Source organism: Ideonella aquatica, assembly GCF_018069755.1.
Classification (GTDB): Bacteria; Pseudomonadota; Gammaproteobacteria; order Burkholderiales; family Burkholderiaceae_C; genus Ideonella; species Ideonella aquatica.
This window is the reverse complement of the sequence record NZ_JAGQDE010000002.1, coordinates 1-23,951: the sequence shown is the minus strand read 5'-3', so window position 1 is coordinate 23,951 and position 23,951 is coordinate 1. Positions and strand designations below refer to the sequence as shown.

Genomic DNA, 23,951 nt, shown 5'->3' with positions numbered 1-23,951 from the left:
GCGGTGGTCGCAAGACTGGAGAAATTCACAGCCCTGCATCATCCTCGAAATTGCCGGCGATGCAATCGGGGCGGTAACGATCGAAGGGCCATCCCGGCGCCGGCTTGACACGCCGCAAACGGCGGCGGCGGAGCAGGTCGGGATTGACCCGGATGATCCACCGATCACCCACTGGCTGGGCAACGCACAGTCCGACAGGCGCGCACCCCCGCCATGGGTATCGATGTTTGTGTTTACTCACTTTCATCAATGACCAATCCTTGCCTGCCATGACTGCTCCTCACGCCTTTGCCCTGTGCCTGTCGGCGGCCTTCACGTTGCTGGCCTGGGCCCATTTCAGCGTCTGGCGCGCGATGCGCCAGGGCTGCTGGGCCACTTTTGCCGCCACCTGCCTGCTGGGGGCGCTGTACTTCGGCATGGACCACCAGATGCCCGTGGTCGGCGACCGCCCGAACCTGGCCGGCACGGTGGCCGGCTTCGTGTTGATGGTGCTGGGCTGGCTGTCGGTGGGGTCTTACCTGGGCCTGGGCCGCCGTCCGCTGACCCGACTGGCGATGCTGCTGGGCGTGCACGGCGCGCTGGTGGTGGCGGGTGTGGCCGGCGGCTGGGTCAACCGGCTGGGCTTGTTTGCCAACTACGCGCTGATGGCCTGGCTGGTGCTGGGGGCCTCGTGGCGGGTGGGCGACGGTGCGCACCGGCACTCGCGCGGCGTCGTCGCCAGCGCGGCCCTGCTTTATCCGGCGGTAGTGGGGGCGGCGCTGCTGGGCTGGCTGGAGCCCTTGAACCTGCGATATGTGATGTCACTGCCGATGGTCATCGTCGGCACGGCCATGCTGGTCGAGGGCACGCTGATGGCCCAGCGCCTGGCACACGCCGCGGTGGAAGAAACGCGCGCCGCACAGGACCGGCTGCACTCCGTGGTGCAGGCGCTGGCCGAGGGCTCGGGCCGCGTGGCCAGCACCGGCCAGACGATGTCCGAGGGCGCCCAGATGCTGGCCATACGCACCGACGAGCAGACCAGCCACATCCGCGAGACCGCCGAGGCGGTGCGCGGCGTGGTGACCCAGGTGCAGCTGACCAGTGCCCATGTCAGCGCGGTGGACGCCACCTGCCAGGCGCTGGAGCAGCAGGCGCGCCAGGGCAGCCAGGATGTGCAGGAGACGGTGGGCTCGATCGAGCGCATCGACCAGCGCACCCGCGAGATGGACGAGGCCATCGTGCTGATCGAGGCGATCGCCTTCCAGACCAATCTGTTGTCGCTCAACGCCGCCATCGAAGCGGCACGCGCCGGCCCTGCCGGGCGCGGCTTCGCGGTGGTGGCTGCCGAGGTGCGCACGCTGTCCACCCGCACCCGGGACGCCGCGGCCCAGGTGCGCGCGCTGATCGAGCGGGCGCGCGGGCAGTCGGGCGACGGCGTGCAGCGTGTGCTGCACGTGCGCGACACGCTGCAGCGCATGACCCAGTCGGTGCAGGATGTGGCAGCGCGCATGCGCGAGGTCTCGGAAGACGCGCACCAGCAGCGCGAGGCGCTGGACGGCGTGCTGGGCCACCTCGACGCACTGACCACGCTGACCGACGCCAACGCCAGCATGGTGGCGCAGAGCGTGATGGCCTCGGACGACATGAACGCCAACGCGCGGCAGCTGACCGATGTGGTGGCGCGCGCCCAGGGCCGGGTGCCGATCACCCCGCCAAGCGTGGCAGCGGAGGAGGCCGTCGACTTCTTCTGATCGTCCCCAGGGCCTCAGTCGGCCATGACCACCCGGTCGCGGCCTTCGGCCTTGGCGCGGTACATCGCCTGGTCGGCGCGGTCGATCAGGGCCTGCGTCGAGGCCTCGCCTGGCCGCGCCTGGGCCACGCCGATGCTCACCGTCAGCGGCTCGCCCAGGGTCTGCAACGCGGCCTGGCGCAGACCCTCGCGCAGGCGGTCGCAGGCCTGCTGCGCGACAGCCAGGCTGCTGCCCGGCATCGACAGCAGGAACTCCTCGCCGCCCCACCGACCCAGGGTTTCGCCCACCCGGATGTGCGACTGCAGGTGCCGGGCCACGAAGACCAGGACCTCGTCGCCACGTGCATGGCCGTGGCGGTCGTTGATCGACTTGAAGTGGTCGACATCGATCAGCGCCAGCGACAGACCGCTCATCTGGCGCTGGTGGCGCGCCCAGTCGACCGCCAAACCGTCCTCGGTGGCGCGGCGGTTGGGCAGGCCGGTCAGGTGGTCCTGGCGGGCACTGGCGCGCCACTGGCTGATCAGGCGGCCCAGCAGCAGGAACAGGTAGCCGAAATTGAACACCGCCGAGGCCACCAGCGAAGCCAGCACCTGCGGCACGCGCGCCGCCTGCTGCACCTGGCCCAGCGCCGGGGCGCCCAACACCAGATGCATCACGCCGCTGGCCAGGCCGGTCAGGCCCGTCAGCGCGCTGGGCAGCAGCACCGCCAGCGCGGCCAGCGTGCCGGCACGCCGGCGCAGCGGCCGCCACAGCAGGACCACGCTGGACAACAGCAGCACGCCCAGCCCGAAGGCATAGGGGGTTTCCTGCCAGCGCCGCCGCAGCGCGAGGTCATCGACCCACACCGCACTCAGCACGATCGGCAGCAGCGTCAGCGCGGTCAGCGGCAGCAGCCAGCGGTCCAACAGGGGCCGGCCGCGGATGAACAGGTCGATGCCGCGCGTGGCGGCCACGAAGCCCAGCACGGACAGCACCAGGCTGGCCATCGGCGGACGCAGGCCCTGGGCCATCGGTTCGGCGGCCAGCCAGGCCGAGGCCGCCTGCAGCAGCGCGTAGGCGGCCCAGTGCGACAGCGCCGCGCGCTCCTCGGCCAGGTAGACCGCGGCCAGCGCCCAGCCCAGCCCGTAGAGCGCCAACTGCAGTCCGGCAATCGCTTCGATCGGCACGCGGCCCCTCCCATCGCCGACGGGCCGCGGAGGCCGCCCGACACCGGCGCATCGATCCCTTATCGACCGCTGCGGCCGGGGGCTTGAGCCCAGACCTGCTCCGGCCGCTCGGCCAGTCACCGACTCTGATGCCCGACAAATTCAAGCTGCACGCAGCCCTGGTCCACCAGGGAGCCGCTGCGGCGCGCTGGGCAAGCGCTCGTCTGACCTGGGCAGCGACGCCGGGTCTTGATGGGCATCAAGCGCCGGGTCGCGCCGCGACCACGCCTGGCTTGACAGTCCTCAAACATGCGCGTGGAATGCCGGCTTTGCTGCCGTCGCCGACCATGTCCAGCCGCACCATCCCGATCGCCGCCGCCTGTGAGCCGGGGGCTGAACCCAGCCGCTGCCAGGCCTGCGGCGGCGGCGAGATCGCGCCGCCCTGCGGCGCCGCGGTGCGCGGCCTGCCCTGCGCGGCGCCGCGCCTGGAAGGCCCGAGCGACCTGGTGCAGCGGGTGATGGGCGAGCTCACCGAAGCCCTGGACCGCGAAAGCCGCGGCTGCGTGGCCGCGCGCGATTTCGTCCACCTGCTGCGCGTGCAGGACGGTGAGGCCGAACTGCGCCTGGGCGTGCACCCCGACCACGCCGGCCTCCAGCTGATGGACACCGCCTTCCAGACCTTGCGCCGCCTGTTGCCCGACACCGACATCTACGTTCAGCAACTGGCCTGAAGGGCCACCGCCGCTGGCCGTAAGATCGGGACCCGCCCTGTCGCCCGACAGTGGCCAGCCGCACTGGGAGCCAACGGGTGTTGTCCGCGCGCTTCGCTGAATCGGTTCACGGCCGCGTCACGGCCTGGGTGGTGCTCGCCGTCTCGGTGCTGATGACACTGCTGGCCTGGCGCGCCGCCGAGCGCTACCAAGCCGACGATGCCCGCGGCCGTTTCGAGGCGGCGGTGGATGCCACGCAGCTGCGCATCGTCGAGCGCCTGCGCAACTACGAGCTGGTGCTGCGCACCGGCGCCGGCCTGTTCGCCGCCAGCCATGAGGTCACCGGCAACGAGTGGCGCGCCTTCATTGGCCGCATCGACCTGCAGCGCAGCTACCCCGGCTTGCAGGGCCTGGGCTATGCCCAGCTGACCGCGCCGCCGCAACCGCAGGCCGCCGAAGGCCGCAGCGCGATCGTCTACCTCGAACCGCCCGACTGGCGCAACCAGCGCGCGCTGGGCTACGACATGCTGTCCGAGCCGGTGCGTCAAAGCGCCATGGCGCGTGCCCGCGATGAAGGCGGCGCCGCGCTCAGCGGCCGCGTCACGCTGCTGCAGGAGACCGGCGAGGATGTGCAACACGGCACGCTGATGTACTGGCCGGTCTACCGCAGCGGCGCGCCGCTGGACAGCGTGGCCGCCCGCCGGGCGGCGCTGCAGGGTTGGGTCTACGCGCCCTTTCGCATGCGCGACCTGATGGACGGCATCCTGCCCGCGCAGGGCCAGCAGGTGGCCTTCACGCTGTACGACGGTGACCGCGCCGATCCCGCGCACCGGCTGGTCGGCAGCGGCACGGCCCAGCCCGACACGCGCTACCGGGCACAGCGCCAGATGCTGATCGCCGGTGCGGTGTGGACCGTCGATTTCTCGGCCACGCCGGCCTTCGAGGACGCCGCGCACAGCGTGCAACCGGCCCTGATCGGCCTGGGCGGGCTGCTGGCTGATCTGCTGCTGTTCGGCGCGCTGCATGCGCTGGCCCGCAACGGCCGCCTGCTGGCCGAGCGCAACCTGGAGCTGCAGCGCAGCCGCGAGGCGCTGTCGCGCGAGCAGGCGGCACTGCGCGAGCGCGAGCGGCGCTACCGCGGCGTGGTCGAGTCCACCCGCGAAGGCTTTCTGATGGCCGACCAGCAGGGCCGCATCACCGAGGTCAACGACGCCTACCTGTCCCTCAGCGGCTTCCCGCGCGAGGCCCTGATCGGCCAGCCGATCGGCAGCGTCGACGCCCAGCTCGACACCGCCGCGCTGAAGGACATCACCCGCCGCGTGCAGCTGCATGGCCATCTGCGCTTCGAGACCCTGCACCGCCGCGCCGAGGGGCCGCCCTGGCCCGTCGAGGTCTCGCTGAGCCTGCAGGCCGAAGACGGCGCGGTCTTTGCCTTCGTGCACGACCTGGCCGAGCTCAAGCGCCTGGAGGCCGAACGCCAGCAGGCCACCGAGCAGATCCGGCGCATGGCCTTTCACGATGCCCTGACGCAGCTGCCCAACCGCCGCCTGCTGCTCGACCGTCTCAGCCAGGCGCTGTCGGCCGCGCGCCGCACGCAGCACCACGGCGCGCTGCTGTTCATCGACCTGGACCACTTCAAGGCGCTGAACGACGCGCACGGCCACGCGGCGGGCGACCAGGTACTGGTGCAGTGCGCCCAGCGCCTGCAGGCCTGCACCCGCGCCGAGGACACGGTGGCGCGCTTGGGCGGCGACGAGTTCGTGCTGATGATGGCCAGCGGCCTGCCCGAGGACCCGACCGACGCGCTGACCCAGGTGCGGGTGGTGGCCGACAAACTGCTGGCCACGCTGGATCTGCCCTACGACGTGGCGGGTACGCAGCACCATTGCTCGCCCAGCATCGGTGCCACGTTGTTCCGCGACCAGTCCGACGCCGAAGAGGTCTTGCGGCAGGCCGACGACGCGATGTACCGTGCCAAGCGTGAAGGCCGCCGTGCGCTGCGCTTCGCCGCTCTCTGAACACCCGCCCGCATGAGCACTTCCATCACCGACCTGTTGCTGCGCCACGGCCACCGGCGCGATCGCCTGGTGCAGCTGCTGCACGAGGCGCAGGCGCTGCAGGGCTGGCTGCCGCGCCCGGCGCTGGCCGAGCTGGCCGCCGGCCTGGGCCTGAGCCCGGCGGTGGTCGAGGGCGTGGCCGGCTTCTACCGCTACTTCCACCTGCAGCCGGTGGGCCGCTACCACCTGCTGTTCTCGGACAACGTCACCGACCGCCACGCCGGCAGCCGCGCACTGGCCGCCGATCTGTGCCGCCGCCTGTGGCTGGAGCCCGGCCGCACCAGCGAGGACGGCCTGGCCCGCGTGGGCTTCACCTCCTGCACCGGCCTGGGTGACCAGGGCCCAGCCCTGCTGCTGAACCAGCAGCAGGTGATCACCCGGCTTGATGGCGGCCGTGTGGCCGAGATCGCCGAGCTGGTGCGCGCCCAGGTGCCAGTGGCCGACTGGCCCACTGACTGGTTCACCGTGGAGCCCGGCGTGCGCCGCCCTGGCGTGCTGCTGAACGCACCGGCGTCGCAGGGCGAGGCCATCGCCGCCACCCGCGCGCGCGGCAACGCCGCCGCGCTGGACGAGCTGCAGGCCAGCGGCCTGCGTGGCCGCGGTGGAGCCGGCTACCCCACGCACGCCAAGTGGCGCGCCTGCCTGGCCGCGCCGCTGACCGCCGAGCAGACGCGGGTGGTGGTGTGCAATGCCGACGAGGGCGAGCCCGGCACCTTCAAGGACCGCGCGCTGCTGATGCTGCAGCCCGATGCGGTGATCGAGGGCATGGGCGTGGCGGCCGAGGTGTTGGGCGCGCGCCGGGGCTTCATCTACCTGCGCGCCGAGTACCGCTTCCTGCTGGAGGGCCTGCAGGCGGTGCTGGCCGAGCGCCGCGCCGCCGGCCTGCTGGGGCCGCACTTCGACATCGAGATCCACCTGGGCGCCGGCGCCTATGTCTGTGGCGAAGAAAGCGCGCTTATCGAGTCGCTCGAGGGCAAGCGCGGCACGCCGCGCATCCGCCCGCCCTTCCCGGTGGAGCGCGGCTACCTGGGCCAGCCCACCGTGGTCAACAACGTCGAGACCTTCGCTGCCGTGGCCTGGATCGCCCGCCATGGCGCGGCCGCCTGGGCGGCGATGGGCACGCCCGAGAGCCGCGGCAGCAAGCTGCATTCGGTCAGCGGCGACGTGTCGCGGCCAGGCGTCTACGAACTGCCCTTCGGCACGCCGCTGGCCGAGCTGCTGCGCGAGGCGGGTGCCCACGACGTGCAGGCGGTGCAACTGGGCGGCCCCTCGGGCCTGTTGCTGGCGCCGCCCGACTTTGAGCGCCGCCTGGGCTTCGAAGACCTGCCCACCGCCGGTGCGCTGATGGTCTTCAACCGCAGCCGCGACCTGCTGGAGGTGGTGCGCGGCTTCGCGCAGTTCTTCGCCCACGAGAGCTGCGGCTTCTGCACGCCCTGCCGCGTGGGCACCGAGCTGGTCGTGCGGCGCCTGGACAAGCTGCATGCCGGCCACGGCTCGCCCTTCGACGAGGCTGAGCTGCGCGACCTGGAGGCGCTGATGCACGGCACCACCCACTGCGGCCTGGGCGCCAGCGCCACCAACCCGCTGCGTGACCTGCTGCAGCGCTTCCCCGAGGCGCTGTGCAGCCGCTCGCCGCACGCCCACTTCGTGCCCGGCTTCGACCTCGACGCCGAGCTGGCATCGGCGCGCGCCGCCACCGGCCGCGACGACACCCACGCCCACCTGGACCAGGTTCCCCGATGAGTGCCCCGATGAGCACCACCTTCGACCTCGACGGCCAGCCGGTGCCTTTCCAGCCCGGCGACACCGTGATCGCCGCGGCCACCCGCGCCGGCCACACGATCCCGCACCTGTGCTGGGACCCGCGCCTGGGCCCCAGCGGCGCCTGCCGGTTGTGCACCGTGGAGGTCAACGGCCGACCCGCCGCCGCCTGCACCACCCGGGCGCTGGCCGGCCTGCGCGTGGCCTGCCAGACCGAGCCGCTGCAGCAGCGCCGCCGTCAGCTGTTGCAGATGATGTTCGTCGAGGGCAACCACTTCTGCCCCTCCTGCGAGAAAAGCGGCGGCTGCGCGCTGCAGAGCGCCGCCTACGCCGCCGGCATGACCGGCCCGCAGTGGGAGGAGTTTTACCCGCAGCGCGCGGTGGACGCCAGCCACCCCGCACTGTGGCTGGACACCAACCGCTGCATCCTGTGCAAGCTGTGCGTGCGCGCCAGCACCGAGCTCGACGGCAAGGGCGTGTTCGCCATCGGCGGCCATGGGATCCACACCCACCTGATCGTCCACTCGCCCAGCGGCCGGCTCGCCGACAGCGCCATCGCCGCCACCGATGAGGCTGCGCAGATCTGCCCGGTCGGCGCGATCCTGCCCAAGCGGCGCGGCTTTGCGGTGCCGATCGGCGAGCGGCCGCAAGACACGCCATGAGCCGCCCCCGCATCGCCACCGTCTCGCTGGCCGGCTGCTTCGGCTGCCACATGTCGCTGCTGGACATCGACGAGCGGCTCTTTGCGCTGGCCGAGCTGGTCGAATTCGACCGCAGCCCGCTGACCGACCTGAAGGAAGTGGGCCCGTGCGACATCGGCCTGATCGAGGGTGGCCTGTGCAACGCCGAGAACGTCGAGGTGCTGCGCGACTTCCGCCGCCAGTGCCGGGTGCTGGTCGCCGTGGGTGCCTGCGCGATCAACGGTGGCCTGCCGGCGCAGCGCAACGGCCGCGACATCGGCCGCCTGATGGCCGAGGTCTACCACGCCCGCCCCGGCCTGGCCGAGGGCAGCGGCATCCCCAATGACCCCGAACTGCCGCTGCCGCTGGCGCGCGTGCACCCGATCCACGAGGTGGTGCACATCGACCACTTCCTGCCCGGCTGTCCGCCCAGCGCCGACGCGATCTGGGCCTGCCTCACCGCGCTGCTGGACGGCCGCGATCCCGCCCTGCCCCGCCCGCTGATCCGCTATGACTGACGCCCTGCCTGAACCTCTACCTATGGGCCTGCGCCGCGTCGCCATTGACCCCGTCTCCCGCGTCGAGGGCCACGGCAAGGTCACGCTGCTGCTGGACGATGCGAACCACGTGCGCCAGGCGCGCCTGCACATCGTCGAGTTCCGCGGCTTTGAGGCCTTCATCGTCGGCCGCCCCTACTGGGAGGTGCCGGTGATGGTGCAGCGCCTGTGCGGCATCTGCCCGGTGTCGCACCACCTGGCGGCCAGCAAGGCGCTGGACGTGGCGCTGGGCCTGCAGGCGCCGCCCGCCGCGCAGGCGCTGCGCCGGCTGATGCACCACGCACAGATCATGCAGTCGCATGCGCTGCACTTCTTCCACTTGTCCTCGCCCGACCTGCTGCTGGGCTTTGACAGCGAGGTGGCGCGGCGCAACATCGTCGGCATCGCCCAGGCCCACCCGGACGTTGCCCGCCAGGGCGTGCTGTTGCGCGCCTTCGGACAGGAGCTGATCCGCCTGACCAGCGGCAAGAAGGTGCACGGCACCGGCTCGATTCCCGGCGGCGTCAACCGCCACCTGACGGTGGATGAGGTGGCGCAGGCCCGCGCCCAGGTGCCGCAGATGCTGGCCTGGTGCGAGCAGGCGGTGGACCTGGCCGAGCAGCTGTGGGCCGCCAACCGACCGCTGCACGAGGGCTTTGGCGCGTTTCGCTCGTCCTTCATGGGCCTGGTGACGCCCGATGGCACGCTGGACCTGTACGACGGTGCGCTGCGGGTGCGCAGTGCGGACGGCGCCCGGCTGCTCGATGACGTCAGCGTGCAGCACTACCTGGACCACATCGAGGAAGCCACCGAGCCCTGGAGCTACATGAAGTTCCCGTACCTGAAGGCACTGGGCCGCGCGGCCGGCAGCTACCGGGTGGGGCCGCTGGCGCGGCTGCAGGTGGCCGAACGCCTGTCGACGCCGCGCGCCGAGGCGCGCCGCCAGGCCTTCCTGGCCGAGGCCCGGGACGGCGGCGTGTTCGGCTCGCTGGCCTACCACCGGGCGCGCCTGATCGAGATGCTGCATGCGATGGAGCTGATCGCCGACGGCCTGGACGACCCGGCGCTGCTGGGCGGCGAGCTGGCGCAGCCGATGCCGCGCCCGCGGCCCGGCCAGCGGCGCGAGGGTGTGGGCGTGATCGAGGCGCCGCGCGGCACGCTGATCCACCACTACGTGCTGGGCGACGACGACCTGGTGCAGTGGTGCAACCTGATCGTCAGCACCACCCACAACAACGCGGCGATGAACGAGGCGATCCGCCAGGTGGCCGACCAGTACTTTGACGGCCGCGCACTGAGCGAAGGCCTGCTCAACCACGTCGAGGTCGCCGTGCGCGCCTACGACCCCTGCCTGAGCTGCGCCACCCACGCGCTGGGCCAGATGCCGCTGCAGCTCGATCTGGTCGACGACGACGGCGCGCTGCGCCAGCGCCTGGTGCGCGACAGCGACGGCCACATCACCGACGCCACGCCCGCGTGAGACCGCCGCTGCTGATCGGCATCGGCAACCCGGCCCGGGGCGATGATGGCCTGGGCCCGGCGCTGGTCGAGGCGCTGCAGGCCGAACCCGGGCTGGAGGCGATCGCCGTCTTCCAGCTGCAGGTCGAGGATGCGCTGCTGCTGGCCGACCGGCCGGCGGTGCTGTTCGTCGATGCCGCCCGGCCCGGCCATGCCGGCGACGGCGTGCTGCTGCGGCCGATCAGCGCGCAGCCGGACCGCGCCCCGATCAGCCACGCACTGCGGCCCGAGGCGCTGCTGGCGGTGGCCCGCGACGTGCTGGGCCAAGCGCCGCCGCCGTCTGCGCTGCTGGCCGTGCAAGGCGAGCAGTTCGGCCTGGGCGAGGGCCTGGGTGAAACGACCCGAGGCCGGCTACCGCAGGCACTGGCCCTGGCTCGCCACTGGCTGGCCAAGGCTGTGGCCTAATCTCGTCCCTGCCCTGCGGCCCAACTTGCCGCCAGCACCGCCATGATCCGCATCACCGAACTGCGCCTGCCGCTGAACCACGCCGAGGACGCGCTGCGCCCGGCCATCGTCGCCCGTCTAGGCATCACCGACGATGCCCTGCTGGGCGTCGAGGTCTTCCGCCGCGGCTACGACGCCCGGCGCAAGAGCGACATCCAGCTGGTCTACACGCTGGACTGCACGCTGGCCGACGAGGCAGCGGTGCTCACACGCCTGCAGGGCGACCACCACATCCGGGCCACGCCCGACACCCGCTACCGCTTCGTCGGCCACGCGCCGGCCGACTTCTACACCGCCGGGGAGCGGCCGCGCCCGCTGGTGATCGGCTTCGGCCCCTGCGGCATCCTGGCCGCGCTGATCCTGGCCCAGATGGGCCTGCGGCCAATCGTGCTGGAGCGCGGCAAGTCGGTGCGCCAGCGCACCCAGGACACCTGGGGCCTGTGGCGGCGCAGCGAGCTCAACCCGCAATCGAACGTGCAGTTCGGCGAAGGCGGCGCCGGCACCTTCTCGGACGGCAAGCTCTGGAGCCAGATTTCCGACCCGCGCCACCTGACGCGCAAGGTGCTGACCGAGTTCGTCAAGGCCGGCGCGCCCGAGGAAATCCTGTACGTCAGCAAGCCGCACATCGGCACCTTCCGCCTGGTCAGCATGGTCGAGAAGATCCGCGCCGAGATCGAATCGCTCGGCGGTGAGATCCGTTTCGAGCAGCAGGTGACCGACCTGCTGATCGAGACCGGCGCCGACGGCCAGCGCCATGTGCGTGGCGTCACGTTGGCCAGTGGCGAGCAGTTGCGCGCCGACCACGTCATCCTGGCGCTGGGCCACAGCGCGCGCGACACCTTCGCGATGCTGCACGAGCGCGGCGTGCAGATGGAGGCCAAGCCCTTCTCGATCGGCTACCGCATCGAGCACCCGCAGGGGGTGATCGACCGCGCCCGCTTCGGCACCAGTGCCGGCCACCCGCTGCTGGGCGCGGCCGACTACAAGCTGGTGCACCACGCAAAGAACGGCCGATCGGTCTACAGCTTCTGCATGTGCCCGGGCGGCACCGTGGTGGCGGCCACCTCCGAGCCGGAGCGTGTGGTCACCAACGGCATGAGCCAGTATTCGCGCAACGAGCGCAACGCCAATGCCGGCATCGTGGTGGGCATCTCGCCCGAGGACTACCGGCGCGACCCCGGCGGCAGCGGCCCGGTGCATCCCCTGGACGGCATGGCCTTCCAGCGCGTCTGGGAGTCGCGCGCCTATGAGCTGGGCGGCGGGCGCTACATCGCCCCGGGCCAGTTGGTGGGCGACTTCATCAAGCGCCAGCGCGGCCCGGCCGCGGGCTTCGGCACGGTGATGCCCTCGTACAAGCCGGGCGTGCACCTGACCGACCTCAGCGAGAAGGGACGCGAAAGCCTGCCCTCCTACGCACTGGACGCCATCCGCGAGGCCCTGCCCGCCTTCGAGCGCCAGATCAAGGGCTTCAGCATGGCCGATGCGGTGCTCACCGGCGTCGAGACCCGCACCTCCTCGCCACTGCGCATCAACCGCGGCCGCGACTACCAGAGCCTGAACACCCGCGGCCTGTACCCAGCCGGCGAGGGCGCCGGCTATGCCGGCGGCATCATGAGCGCCGGGGTGGACGGCATCGAGGTGGCCGAGGCACTGGGGGCGGCGATGCTGGGCCTGCCGGCACCGGGCGTGAAGACGTCGTCTTGACGCCAGCGCTGGCGAGCGCGACGATTACCGTTTTGCCGGCGCTGCCTGCGGCGCCCATCATCGCCCGTCTCCCGGTGCCCTCCCTGCCCCCGTCCATGCTGCCGCACCAGCCCGGCAGCGGCCCCAACGCCGAGTTGCGCATGCTGCGCAACCTGCTGATGGCTGGCTGTGTCGCGGTGCTGGTCAACGCGCTGCTGGAGCTCTCCCACGGGCGCCTCTCGCCCTGGGACCGCTGGGCCTATCCGCTGATCACCGTCGTGTTCGCCTGTGGCGCCGCCTTGCTGCACTGGCGGCCGCGCTGGGAGCGGCTGGTGCGCCGGGTCACGGTGGTCACGCTCAACGTTTATCTGGGCGCCGCGCTGTACCTGGTGCTGCTGGCCCAGCAGGGTCCGCCGGACCTGTACCAGCTGGTCAGCAACCTCTACTGGCTGCCGCTGACCTACGGCTGTGCCTTCATCTTTCTCAGCCGGCGCGACGCACTGATCGTCTCGGCCTGCATGTACGTCACGCTGTTCGGCGGCATCTTCTGGCTGCTGCAGCACGGGGTGATCGATCCGGGGCCGGTGCCGCTGGGGGTGATCCTGTCCAACGTGGCGATCGCCCAGTTGATCTACGTGGTGCTGCTGCTGGCCATCTCCAACCTGCGCCTGGACTACCTGCGCACCCGCGAGCGCGCCGAGTGGATGCAGCAGATCGCCGCCTCCGACCCGCTGACCGGCCTGGCCAACCGGCGCGCCCTGAACGAGCGCCTGGTGGGCTCGATGGCGCTGCTGGAACGCCATGGCCAGCCGTTGTCGCTGCTGATGCTCGACATCGACGATTTCAAGCAGATCAACGACGAGCACGGCCACGCCAGCGGCGACGCGGTCCTGGTGGAGCTGGCGGGCCTGATGTCCGAGCAGTTGCGGGTCTCTGACCAGTTGGGCCGCTGGGGCGGCGAGGAGTTTCTGGTGCTGGCCGCCAGCACGCCGCTGGAGGCCGCGCTGGAGCTGGCCGAGCGCATCCGCAGCGCCACGCAGGCCTACCGCTTCAGCCACGGCCGGCCGGTCACGGTGAGCATTGGCGTGGCGCAGGCGGTGTCAGGCGAACGGCCGGAACAGCTGGTGGCTCGGGCCGATGTGGCCCTGTACGAAGCCAAGCGGCTGGGTCGCAACCAGGTGCGCCTGCACCGCATGGACGCGCAGCCCGGGCCGCACGCCGACACGCGTTGACGCTTGGTTCAGGTCTGGAGCTGCCGGTGCGGGTGCGCCAGCACCTGCTCGACCATCTCGCCCCAGGCGCCCTGCGGGCTGCGGCGCAGTTCTTCCTCGCGCTGGCGCATCATCTCGATGAAGGCGTCGGAGGACTTGTCGGGATGGGGCGCCGCCACGCGGTCGGTGGCGCGGCGCTCGCCGCCCTGCACATGGGCCACCGCGCGGCGCACCACAGCGTGGTAGATCTGCGAAACGCGCGAGGGCGTCACCTTCAGCGACTGGGCCACCTCGACCGGCGTGAGGCCGACGCCCAGGTAGGCGTCGATCACCATGCGCTCGCGCTCGGGCAGCTCGGCAAAGAATTTCTCCAGGCGGCGCAGCACGATGCCGGTGTCCACGCGGGCTTCCACCTCCTCGCGCGGCGTGGCGGGGTGGAAGTGGCGCTGGCCCTCGTCGTCGGTCTCGTCCACCTGCACCTGGTGGCGGCCATGCTGGTCGGCCTGCAGCAGCGAGCCGATCTCGTCGGCGTCGATGCCGGTGCTGCGGGCCAGCTCGCCCAGGCTGGGCTCGCGGCCGCTGTCCTGGCGCAGGCGCTCGCGGGCGATCTGGATGACCTTGATCTTGCGGCGCTCGCCGCGGGTGAGGAAGTCCATCTGGCGCAGCTCGTCGAGCATCGCGCCCTTGACCCGCATGCGCGCATAGCGCACAAAGGCCTCCTGGGCCTCGGCGGTGTCGCGGTCGCCGTCCCACTCGAAGCTCACCGCGGCCTGCGCCACGGCGATCAGACCGACCTGGATCAGATCGGCCCGCTCGACATTGGCGGGCAGGTGGCGCACCAGCGCCTGGGCCTGCTTGCGGACCCAGCTCTGGTTGCGGGCGATGAGGACTGACGGCACGCCGTCCATGGAAATCATGCGACGATCTTAGGAAGCCGGCCGCCCGGCCATGGGTTTTGAAGGCCCGGTTTTGGGCCCGATTTCTGCGCCTGGATGGCCGCCGCCCGGCTTGACAGCCCCGGCAGGCGCTGTCAGGCCGCTGCAATCCGGCGGTCGCACACTGGCCGCGTACCCCCTGACAACCTGAACCCGAGGAGACTTCCATGACCGCATCCCGTGACGTTTTCGTCGTCGGTGCCGCCCGCACCGCCATTGGCACCTATGGTGGTGCGCTGAAGGACGTGGCGCTGGCCGACATCGCCACGCTGGCCGTCAAGACCGCCGTCGAGCGCTCGGGCGCTGGCGCCGAGAACATCGGCCACCTGGCCATGGGCACGGTGGTGGTCACCGAGCCGCGCGACGCCTACCTCAGCCGTGTCGCGGCGGTGAACGCCGGCATCCCCAAGGAAACGCCCGCCTTCAACGTCAACCGCCTGTGCGGCTCGGGCCTGCAGGCCATCGTCTCGGCCTCGCAGGCCATCCTGCTGGGCGACTGCGAGATCGCGGTGGGCGCTGGCGCCGAAAACATGAGCCGCGGCGCCTACCTGCTGCCGCAGGGCCGCTGGGGCGCCCGCATGGGCGACACCGCGATGATCGACATGGTGGTGGGCGCGCTGCACGACCCCTTCCACAAGATCCACATGGGCATCACCGCCGAGAACGTGGCCGAGCAGTTCGGCATCACCCGTGACCAGATGGACGCGCTGGCCGCCGAAAGCCACCGCCGCGCCGCCGCCGCCATCGCCGCCGGCTACTTCAAGGAGCAGATCGTCCCGGTGGTCACCGCCAGCAAGAAGGGCGACATCGTCTTCGACACCGACGAGCATGTGAAGGCCTCCACCACGGTGGAATCGCTGTCCAAGATGCGCCCGGCCTTCAAGAAGGACGGCCATGTCACCGCCGGCAACGCCTCGGGCATCAACGACGGCGCCGGCGCCGTGGTGCTGGCCAGCGGCGAGGCGGTGCAGGCCCGCGGCCTGAAGCCCCTGGCCCGCCTGGTGGCCTACGCCCACGCCGGCGTCGAGCCCACCATCATGGGCATCGGCCCGGTGCCGGCCACCCGCCTGGCACTGAAGAAGGCCGGCCTGACGGTGGCCGACCTGGACGTCATCGAATCCAACGAAGCCTTCGCCGCCCAGGCCTGCGCGGTGGTCAAGGAACTGGGCCTGGATCCGGCCAAGGTCAACCCCAATGGCTCGGGCATCTCGCTGGGCCACCCGATCGGCGCCACCGGCGCGATCATCACCACCAAGGCCCTGTACGAACTGCAACGCGTCGGCGGCCGCTACGCGCTGGTGACGATGTGCATCGGCGGCGGCCAGGGCATCGCCGCGATCTTCGAGCGGGTGTGATGGGGCACCCGGCGCCGGGAGTACCCGGCGCCACCCGCCGAGCGGGTGGGCCGGGCGGCTTGGGGCGGCCCGGCGCTCGCCCGGCCACTCCGCCGCAACGATCTTCGTCCCTCTGACCAGAGCCTCCCTCTCGGAGGGAGGCTGGAGGGAGCGGACCCTCATGCTGGAGCCCCTTCGTGGAGGGGGCTGGGGGAGCCCAACTAATCGGCCGCAGGCCGGAACCGGGTGTGCGGCTAGCCGCACACCCGGTTCCGGCCTTCGCGCTTGGCGCGGTAGAGCTCGCGATCGGCCGCCTGCACCAGGTCCTCGGCCACCGGGTCGGCGGCATCCCCGGCCACGCCGATGCTCACCGTGACCCGGTTCAGCGTCGGGTGCAGGCCTTCCACGTCCATGGCGGCCACCAGCCGACGCAGCTTCTCGCAGACGCCCCGGGCCGCGGCCAGCGGGGTCTCGACCAGCACCACCAGGAACTCCTCGCCACCGTAGCGGCCGACCAGATCACCCTGGCGGCAGGTTTGCAGCAGCAGGCGGCCGATGCGGCGCAGCACCTCGTCGCCCACATGGTGCGAACAGCGGTCATTGATCGACTTGAAGTGGTCCAGGTCGATCATCGCCACCGCCAGCGGATGGCCGTGGCGGCGCGCGCGTTCGCGCTCGCGCATCAGCATGCTGTCGAGCCAGCGGCGGTTGGCCACGCCGGTCAGGCCGTCCTCGCGCGCCAGTTGGCGCAGCAGCTCGGCCTGGTGGCGCAGCGCCCGCACCAGCTCATCCTTGTGGCGGTCGCTGGCGCGGGCGATGTCCAGCGCCTCGGCCAGCGCGTCGCCGCGGCGACGCTGGTGCTCGGCGTCGCGGTGCACCACCTTGAGCTCGCTGCCGGACAGCAGGGTGCGCAGGCGGCGCTGCACGGCCTGGCCCTGCACCCGTTGCAGGCAGTCATGGAAGGCCTGGTGGTGGCGCAGCGCGGGCTCGAATTCGCGCTGCTGCTCGTGCCAGCGCGACAAGGCGCGGTGCACCCGGCCAGCCAGGTGGTCGGCCTGCAGGCGCTCGGCACCGGCCAGGGCCTGCAGCAGCAACGGTCGCGCGTCGCTGCTGTCGCCCTGGCGGCCGCGCAGCTCGCCCAGGCTCAGCAGCACCTCGGCCTCGGCCAGTGGCTGGCCGCCACGGCGCGCTGCCGCCAGGGCCTCGTGCAGCAGCCACTCCGCGCGCTGCGGCTGGGCCAGACCCTGGTGCGCCTGGCCCAGCGCGTGCAGCGCGGACGCCAAGTCATCAATGCGGCCGCTGCGGTGCGCCACCGCCAGCGCGCGCTCAAGGTGCGACAAAGCCTCCTCGGGGTGTCCGGTGCGGGCCAGCAGCCGGCCCAGGCCGGTGCGGGCCGAGGCCTCCAGCGCGGGATCGGGCCATTGCTCCAGCACCGCCAGCGCACGCAGGTGGAATTCGGTGGCGCGGCCGGTCTCGCCCAGCTCGGCCAGCACGGTGCCGATGCTGGCCAGCGCATGCGCGGTGGCGCGCTCGTCGTTCAGGTCCTCGGCCAGCTCCAGGCTGGCGAACAGGCAGGCCAGCGCGTCGGCGAACTGCGCGGTGTCGCGCAGCAGCAGGCCGATGTTGTTGAGCACGCCGGCCTCGCCAATGCGGTCGCCCAGGTCGCGCCGCACCGCCAGGCTGCGGTGATACAGCGGCAGCGCCTGGGCATGGGCGCCGCAGGTGGCGTGCAGGTTGCCCAGCGAGTTGGCTGCCTCGGCCTCGCCGTGGCGGTCCTCCAGGCCGACGAACAGCTCCATCGCCTGGCCCAGCCGCTCGTGCGCCGCCTGCTGGTGTTGCTGGCGTGTACCACCGGCCGGCGCCACCGCCAGCGCGCTCAGGCACTGGCCGGCGCGCAGCAGGGCACGCGCCAGATCGCCCTGAGAATCGAGCGCCCGCGCCAGCACCTCGGCCTGCTCGCACAGCGCCAGCGCCTCGGCGGGGAAGCGACTGCGCAGGCTGCCGGCGCGGGCCAGGTGCTGGGCCAGTTGGGTGCGCGCGTCCGTCGGCAGCGGGGGCGGGGGGGCCGAGGACAGGTCGTTCATGCTCAGCGGGCCGGCCGGTCCAGGGGCTGGCTCTGGGCCATCTGCTCGCGACGGCGGTCGATCCAGCCGCGCAGGTCGGTCCACATCGCCGCCATCTCGTTGCCGGACACCTGGCGCGCGTTGCGCAGCTCCAAGGTGACCACCGGCACCCGGCGCACCACACCGCCGTAGTTGCCCAGCGAGCCGGGGTAGATGCCCACCTGGTCCAGGTGCAGGCTGCCCAGCTTCTCGGGCGGCGGCGGCGGGCCGTCGAAATCGAGCACGCCGTAGGGCGCATGCACCGAGACGATCAGGTGCGGCTTGAACTGGTCGACCTGGGCCTGGACCCAGCGCGTCTCAGGCTCGGACATGGCGCTCGGGCCTGGAAAGCGGCGCGGGTCCTTGCCGGTGCGGCTGGCCCAGTAGGCCTGGGCGGCACGCTCCCACTCGGGCGTGGGGAAGTTGCGGTTGAGGTCCACGCCGCGCGCATTGACGCGGGTGGACGGCTTGCGCATCAGTCCGTCGGGGTTGACCAGCGGCACCATGCGCCAGTGGATGCCCGGGTCGGCGGCCTTGACGGCGCGGTCCAGCCAGTCGAACACGACATTGACGCTGGCCATCTCATCGCCATGGATGCCGCCCAGCACCAGCACGCGCAGCCGCGGCGCCGCCGCCGGCCGGACGTCGCGGAACCACAGCGGCACGCCGCGCACCGAGCGGCCGTCGCCTGGCATCAGGGCCGCCTGCTGGCAGCGCGCGGCTGTCAGATCAACCAGGTAGCCGGCGACCTGGCGGCACCAGGCAGCGGCGTCGGGGGGGCGCGGTGGCTCGTTGCGCGGCGCCGCGCTGGCGGCCGAGGCAGCGGCGGCCAGCACCGGCACCATCCCCTTGGCCGCCGCGCTTGCCGACGGGGCCGGGGCCGGGGCCGGCCGCGGCGCAGCTTGAGCGGCGGGTTGGGGGGCCGGTGCCGGCGCGGGCTTGGGCGCAGGTTTGGGCGCAGGTTTGGGCGCGGGCTTGGGCGCGGGCTTCGGGGCAGGCTTGGGCGCGGGCTTGGGCGCAGGCTTCGGGGCGGGCTTGGGCGCAGGCTTGGGCGCAGGTTTGGGCGCGGATGCCGGTCCCGGCGCCGACGCCACAGACGGGCCGGGCGCCGGCATCGCCGGCAGGGCGCCAGCGCCGCAAGCCAGGGCCAGCACCAGGCAGCCGCGGCGGATTCGTTGGCGGGTCGCGAGATTCATCTCCCGCGAGTGTAGGCGGCGCCCGTGTCTGCCCGCGCGCCCGGTTTGCCGAAGATCACGGCTTGTCACCATGGCGGTCCACAATCGGTGCATGACGGAAGCCCCCTTCTCCCCCCGCCAGTCCTTCGATGACGCCGAGGCGGCCCTGGCCTGCGTGCAGGCGTTGTACCAGGCCCAGGTGGGCCACCTGCGCCAGCAGTTGCAGGCCTATGTGCAGGGCCAGGTGCCGGCGCGCCGGGTGCGCGCGCTCTACCCCAGCGTGCGCGTGCATACCCACACGGTGGCGCGCGCCGACACCCGGCTGAGCTTCGGCTTCGTCGCCGGCCCGGGCGTGTTCGAGACCACGCTGACCCGCCCCGACCTGTTCGCCGACTACTACCGCGAGCAGTTCCGCCTGCTGCTGCGCAACCACGGCGTGTCGCTCGAGGTGGGCCTGGGCCACCAGCCGATCCCGGTGCATTTCTGCCTGGCCGAGGCCGAGCATGTGGAGGGATCCCTCAGCGCCGAGCAGCGCATGCGCCTGCGCGACCACTTCGACCTGCCCGACCTGGCCGCCATGGACGACGGCATCGCCAACGGCACCTACGAGCCCGGCCCGCGCGAGCCGCAGCCGCTGGCGCTGTTCACCGCGCCGCGGGTGGACTACTCGCTGCACCGGCTGCGCCACTACACCGGCACCGCGCCCGAGCACTTCCAGAACTTTGTGCTGTTCACCAACTACCAGTTCTACATCGACGAGTTCATCCGCCTGGGCCACACGCTGATGCAGGACCCGGCCAGCCCCTACGAGGCCTTCGTCGAACCCGGCAACGTGCTGACGCCGCGCACTGGCAGCGCGCGCAGCGCCAGCGGCACGCCGCCGCCGCGCCTGCCACAGATGCCGGCCTACCACCTGGTGCGCCCGGGCAGCGGCGGCATCACCATGGTCAACATCGGCGTGGGTCCGGCCAACGCCAAGAACATCACCGACCACATCGCGGTGCTGCGCCCGCATGCCTGGATCATGCTGGGCCACTGCGCCGGCCTGCGCAACACCCAGCAACTGGGCGACTACGTGCTGGCCCACGGCTATGTGCGCGAGGACCATGTGCTGGATGAGGAGCTGCCGCTGTGGGTGCCGATCCCGCCGCTGGCCGAGGTGCAGCTGGCGCTGGAGCAGGCGGTGGCCGAGGTCACCCAGCTCGCCGGCTATGAGCTCAAGAAGATCATGCGCACCGGCACCGTGGCCAGCACCGACAACCGCAACTGGGAGCTGCTGCCGCACCCGGGTCCCGAGCGCCGCTTCAGCCAGAGCCGGGCGATCGCGCTGGACATGGAGAGCGCCACCATCGCCGCCAACGGCTTTCGCTTCCGGGTGCCCTACGGCACGCTGCTGTGCGTCAGCGACAAGCCGCTGCACGGCGAGATCAAGCTGCCCGGCATGGCCAACCACTTCTACCGCGAGCGGGTGGACCAGCACCTGCGCATCGGTATCCGCGCGCTGGAGCTGCTGCGCGAGGCCGGCGCCAGCCAGCTGCACAGCCGCAAGCTGCGCAGCTTTGCCGAGGTGGCGTTCCAGTAGGTCAGGGTGCGGTGTGCACCAGCAGCTCGCCCATGGAATACAAACCGTCGCCGTTGCGGGCGCTGATCCTGAAGTAGCGCACCGGCCCCGGCTGGAAGCCCAGGCCCTTGACGCGGTCCGGGTCGCCCTTGACGGTGGAGATCGTGTCCATGCCAAAGCCGATCTCGCCATCGGCGGCGCGGATGTTCAGCACGCGGGTCCAGGTCTGGCCGTCGACCGAGGCCATCACCTTGTAGTCATCGTTGTTGTCCACCGAGATCGTCAGGCCAGTCATGTCGACCACCTCGCCCAGGTCGATCTTCACCTTGGCGGCCGCGTCGGTCCACCAGGCGGTGTTGGTGGTCCAGTCCTGGCCCTGCACGGGCCAGTCGCCGTCGTAGGCGAACGAGCAGCCGGTGACCTGCGCGCTGCAGCTGACCGTGGCGGCCGCTGCCGGCAGGGACAGGCACAGACCGGCGGCCAAGCCGACGAAGGTGGACAACCTACGCATGACAGTTCCTTGGGGTGGTGAGGGGATGGCGTATTGTGGAAACCGCCGCGGGGTCGGCCCATCCCACACCCTGCTGTCCGGATTCGCAGCGCCAGGCCGTTTTCCGGCGCCGATGCCTGATCTGCCTCAAGGGTCAGGCGACAGTGCTTGCGACCCGCGGGCCGCAGGCGTAGGCTGATCCGCACGAAAGATCCACGGCCCGCCCCTTCCGCGGCGCCCTCGCGCCCCGGCGGGCCCGGACGAGGAGATGCCCCATGTCAAGCGCATCCTCGGCGGCCGCCCTGGCCGCCATGCACGCCATCCGCACGCTGGCCCTGGTGGGCCCCGCCACCGCCGGCAAGACCAGCCTGGCCGAGGCCCTGCTGGTTCAGGCCGGCGCCATCGGAGCCCCCGGCTCGCTGGAGCGGGGGACCACGGTCTCTGACCACGATCCGATAGAAAAACGCCTGCAGCACTCGCTGGCCAGCAGCGTGATGCACCTGCAGCACCTGGACACCCGCATTCACCTGATCGACACCCCCGGGGCGGCCGAGCTGGCTGGTCAGGCCCTGCCGGCGCTGGAGGCGGTGGAGACCGCCGCGGTGGTGATCAACGCCGCCGCCGGCATCGAGGCCGGCGCGATCCGCATGATGGAGCACGCTGCGCGGCGCCATCTGGACCGGCTGATCATCGTCAACAAGATCGACGCCCCCGGGGTGGATCTTCAGGCCCTGCTGGCGCAGATCCAGGCCACCTTCGGCAAGGAGTGCCTGCCGCTGAACCTGCCCTCGGCCGGCGCGCTGCGGGTGGTCGACTGCTTCTACAACAAGACCGGCTCGGCCGATTTCTCCAGCGTGGAGGCGGCCCACCGCGCGCTGGTGGAGCAGGTGGTGGAGGTCGATGGCGACTTCGTCGAGCGCTACCTGAACGACGGCGATGTGGACGCCAGCGAGCTGCACGCGCCACTGGAAGAGGCGCTGCGCCAGGGCCACCTGATCCCGGTGTGCTTTGTCTCGGCGCGCAGCGGCGCCGGCGTGAAGGAGCTGCTGGATGTGATCGTGCGCCTGCTGCCCGATCCCACCGAGGGCAACCCGCCCGATTTCCTCAAGGGCGAGGGCGCCGAGGCCCAGCCGATGCACGCCACGCCCGATCCGGCGGCCCATGTGCTGGCCCATGTCTTCAAGATCACCAACGACCCCTTCGTCGGCAAGATGGGCCTGCTGCGCGTGCACCAGGGCACGATCACGCGCGACAGCCAGCTGTACGTGGGTGATGGCCGCAAGCCGTTCAAGGTGGGCCACCTGTTCCGCCTGCAGGGCAAGGAGCACCAGGATGTGGACCGCGCGCTGCCTGGCGACATCGTCGCCATCGCCAAGGTGGATGCGCTGCACTATGACGCCGTGCTGCACGACGCTGCCGAGGACGACCACATCCACCTCGCGCCGCTGGCTTTCCCGCTGCCGGTGCATGGCCTGGCGATCGAGCCCAAACGCCATGGTGACGAACAACGGCTGTGGGAAATCCTGCAGAAGCTGATCGACGAGGACCCCTGCTTGCGCATCGAGCAGCATGCCGGCACCCACGAGACCGTGGTCTACGGCCTGGGCGAGCTGCACCTGAAGCTGCTGCTCGAGCGCATGAAGGAGGTCTACCGCTTCGAGGTCGACACCCACCCGCCCAAGGTGGCCTACCGCGAGACCATCGGCGGCCGTGCCGAGGCGCAGTACCGCCACAAAAAGCAGACCGGCGGTGCGGGCCAGTTCGGCGAGGTGCACCTGCGCGTGGCGCCGCTGGGCCGCGGCGAGGGCTTGCGCTTCATCGACGCGGTCAAGGGCGGCACCATCCCGACCAACTTCATGCCGGCGGTGGAAAAGGGCGTGCGTGAGGCGTTGGACGGTGGCGTGCTGGCCGGCTACCCGGTGGTCGACATCGAGGTCACGGTCTACGACGGCAAGCACCACAGCGTCGACTCCAAGGAGATCGCCTTCGTCACCGCGGCGCGCAAGGCGACGATCGCCGCCATCCTGGAGGCGCAGCCGGTGCTGCTGGAGCCGATCGTCAATGTCGAGATCAGCGCCCCCGGCCACGCCACCGGCGACATCACCGGCGACTTGTCGTCGCGCCGTGGCCAGGTGGCCGGCACCGACGGCGGCGTGGGCCAGATGATGGTGGTGCGCGCCCAGGCCCCGCTGGCCGAGCTGACCGGCTACCAGACCCGCCTGAACGCGCTGACCGCCGGCCAGGGCCACTACACGCTGGCCTTCAGCCACTACGAGCCGGTGCCGCCGGCGCAACAGGCCAAGCTGGCGGCCAGCTTCAAGCGCGCCGAAGACTGAGCTAGCGCTCACACACTCTACGAGCGCGGTGCTTGAACACGGCCGCCCGGCTTCCCGGGGCGGCCGTGTTCTTTGTGGCGGGTCCGCATGAGGCAACGTAAATTGCATTGCGAATCATTCGCATTTGCGATACGATGTGATCCAACGTCGATCCCACCGTGCCCGCCATGTCCACCGCCCTGCCGCAACCCTCCCCCGCCGCCACCGAGCTGGGCGAGCTGCTGCGCCGCGCCCAGGGCTCGGCGGGCCTGCCGCCGGCTGGACAGCGCGCGCTGGTGGTGGGCGTGCTGGCGGCCCACGGCGCGCTGGCCTGGGGCCTGTGGCAGCTGGACGATGTGCGCCAGGCGGTGCAGGCCGCGCTGCCGCTGCAGGTGCACTGGCTCGCGCCGCCCGCGCCCACGCCGGTGCCGCCGCCCCCGCCGACGCCCGCCACGCCCCGGCCGCTGCAGCGGCCTGCCCCGGTGATCGCCGCCACGCCGACCCCCGCCCCCACCCCGCCAACCGCCGCCACCGTTGCCCCGGAACCGGTGGCCGCCGAGCCCG

Annotated in this window: 19 protein-coding genes and 1 pseudogene; 14 read left to right on the top strand and 6 right to left on the bottom strand. The window is 71.8% G+C overall.

Translation table 11 applies throughout. The annotated features are described in order from the left end of the window. Positions 1-25 precede the first annotated feature (25 nt). Complete coding sequence (locus KAK06_RS02295) at positions 26-271, bottom strand: hypothetical protein (protein ID WP_210800186.1); 246 nt, start codon at positions 269-271, stop codon at positions 26-28. Between KAK06_RS02295 and KAK06_RS02290 the strand changes: the two genes are divergently transcribed. Continuing rightward, the gene (locus tag KAK06_RS02290) at positions 270-1,730 is read left to right on the top strand and encodes a methyl-accepting chemotaxis protein (protein WP_210800185.1); all 1,461 of its coding nucleotides are present in this window, start codon (positions 270-272) and stop codon (positions 1,728-1,730) included. The genes KAK06_RS02295 and KAK06_RS02290 overlap by 2 nt on opposite strands. 14 nt (positions 1,731-1,744) lie before the next feature. On the opposite strand, the gene KAK06_RS24475 is transcribed toward KAK06_RS02290, so the two are convergent. Beyond that, positions 1,745-2,896 carry a GGDEF domain-containing protein gene (locus KAK06_RS24475; RefSeq protein WP_210800184.1) on the bottom strand — a complete coding sequence of 384 codons (1,152 nt, stop codon included), beginning with the start codon at positions 2,894-2,896 and terminating at the stop codon, positions 1,745-1,747. A 326-nt stretch (positions 2,897-3,222) separates the two neighbouring features. Here KAK06_RS24475 and KAK06_RS02280 point away from each other — a divergent pair, with 326 nt between their 5' ends. From KAK06_RS02280 to KAK06_RS02240, 9 genes are all read left to right on the top strand, one after another. Beyond that, the gene (locus KAK06_RS02280; RefSeq protein WP_210800183.1) at positions 3,223-3,606 is read left to right on the top strand and encodes a hypothetical protein; all 384 of its coding nucleotides are present in this window, start codon (positions 3,223-3,225) and stop codon (positions 3,604-3,606) included. An 80-nt stretch (positions 3,607-3,686) separates the two neighbouring features. After that, on the top strand, positions 3,687-5,603 hold the full coding sequence (locus KAK06_RS02275) for a CHASE domain-containing protein (RefSeq protein WP_210800182.1): 1,917 nt from the start codon (positions 3,687-3,689) through the stop codon (positions 5,601-5,603). A 12-nt stretch (positions 5,604-5,615) separates the two neighbouring features. Further along, a complete protein-coding gene (locus KAK06_RS02270) occupies positions 5,616-7,385 on the top strand; it encodes an NAD(P)H-dependent oxidoreductase subunit E (protein WP_210800181.1) in 1,770 nt (589 codons plus the stop codon). An 8-nt stretch (positions 7,386-7,393) separates the two neighbouring features. Continuing rightward, positions 7,394-8,065 carry a 2Fe-2S iron-sulfur cluster-binding protein gene (locus KAK06_RS02265; RefSeq protein WP_210800180.1) on the top strand — a complete coding sequence of 224 codons (672 nt, stop codon included), beginning with the start codon at positions 7,394-7,396 and terminating at the stop codon, positions 8,063-8,065. Further along, positions 8,062-8,601, top strand: a complete 540-nt coding sequence (locus tag KAK06_RS02260; RefSeq protein ID WP_210800179.1) for an NADH-quinone oxidoreductase subunit B family protein — start codon at positions 8,062-8,064, stop codon at positions 8,599-8,601. The genes KAK06_RS02265 and KAK06_RS02260 overlap by 4 nt, the downstream gene beginning before the upstream one ends. A 22-nt stretch (positions 8,602-8,623) precedes the next feature. Then, positions 8,624-10,099 carry a Ni/Fe hydrogenase subunit alpha gene (locus KAK06_RS02255; RefSeq protein ID WP_247652608.1) on the top strand — a complete coding sequence of 492 codons (1,476 nt, stop codon included), beginning with the start codon at positions 8,624-8,626 and terminating at the stop codon, positions 10,097-10,099. Next, entirely contained in the window at positions 10,096-10,542 is a 447-nt protein-coding gene (locus KAK06_RS02250) for a hydrogenase maturation protease (RefSeq protein WP_210800177.1), read from the top strand. The genes KAK06_RS02255 and KAK06_RS02250 overlap by 4 nt, the downstream gene beginning before the upstream one ends. A 42-nt stretch (positions 10,543-10,584) precedes the next feature. Continuing rightward, entirely contained in the window at positions 10,585-12,285 is a 1,701-nt protein-coding gene (locus KAK06_RS02245) for an NAD(P)/FAD-dependent oxidoreductase (RefSeq protein ID WP_210800176.1), read from the top strand. A 74-nt stretch (positions 12,286-12,359) separates the two neighbouring features. Continuing rightward, positions 12,360-13,496, top strand: coding sequence for a GGDEF domain-containing protein (locus tag KAK06_RS02240; protein WP_210800175.1), 1,137 nt, complete (start codon positions 12,360-12,362; stop codon positions 13,494-13,496). Positions 13,497-13,504: 8 nt separating this feature from the next. Here the strand turns inward: KAK06_RS02240 and KAK06_RS02235 are convergent, their stop codons facing one another. After that, entirely contained in the window at positions 13,505-14,392 is an 888-nt protein-coding gene (locus KAK06_RS02235) for a sigma-70 family RNA polymerase sigma factor (protein WP_210800174.1), read from the bottom strand. Positions 14,393-14,577: 185 nt separating this feature from the next. Between KAK06_RS02235 and KAK06_RS02230 the strand changes: the two genes are divergently transcribed. Beyond that, positions 14,578-15,765, top strand: coding sequence for an acetyl-CoA C-acyltransferase family protein (locus KAK06_RS02230; protein ID WP_210800173.1), 1,188 nt, complete (start codon positions 14,578-14,580; stop codon positions 15,763-15,765). Between the two features lie 233 nt (positions 15,766-15,998). Here KAK06_RS02230 and KAK06_RS02225 read toward each other — a convergent pair whose 3' ends face one another. Both KAK06_RS02225 and KAK06_RS02220 read right to left on the bottom strand, forming a co-directional pair. After that, on the bottom strand, positions 15,999-17,828 hold the full coding sequence (locus tag KAK06_RS02225) for a GGDEF domain-containing protein (protein ID WP_210800172.1): 1,830 nt from the start codon (positions 17,826-17,828) through the stop codon (positions 15,999-16,001). A 2-nt stretch (positions 17,829-17,830) separates the two neighbouring features. Next, positions 17,831-18,691 carry a M14 family zinc carboxypeptidase gene (locus KAK06_RS02220; RefSeq protein WP_210800171.1) on the bottom strand — a complete coding sequence of 287 codons (861 nt, stop codon included), beginning with the start codon at positions 18,689-18,691 and terminating at the stop codon, positions 17,831-17,833. Positions 18,692-19,133: 442 nt separating this feature from the next. Between KAK06_RS02220 and KAK06_RS02215 the strand changes: the two genes are divergently transcribed. Beyond that, on the top strand, positions 19,134-20,603 hold the full coding sequence (locus tag KAK06_RS02215; protein WP_210800170.1) for an AMP nucleosidase: 1,470 nt from the start codon (positions 19,134-19,136) through the stop codon (positions 20,601-20,603). A 1-nt stretch (position 20,604) separates the two neighbouring features. Here KAK06_RS02215 and KAK06_RS02210 read toward each other — a convergent pair whose 3' ends face one another. Continuing rightward, entirely contained in the window at positions 20,605-21,093 is a 489-nt protein-coding gene (locus KAK06_RS02210; protein ID WP_210800169.1) for a discoidin domain-containing protein, read from the bottom strand. A gap of 254 nt (positions 21,094-21,347) precedes the next feature. On the opposite strand from KAK06_RS02210, the gene fusA reads away from it, so the two are divergent. Both fusA and KAK06_RS02200 read left to right on the top strand, forming a co-directional pair. After that, positions 21,348-23,408, top strand: coding sequence for an elongation factor G (fusA, locus tag KAK06_RS02205; RefSeq protein ID WP_210800168.1), 2,061 nt, complete (start codon positions 21,348-21,350; stop codon positions 23,406-23,408). Positions 23,409-23,575: 167 nt separating this feature from the next. Further along, positions 23,576-23,951 (top strand): annotated as a pseudogene (locus KAK06_RS02200) (energy transducer TonB); the annotation flags it as partial.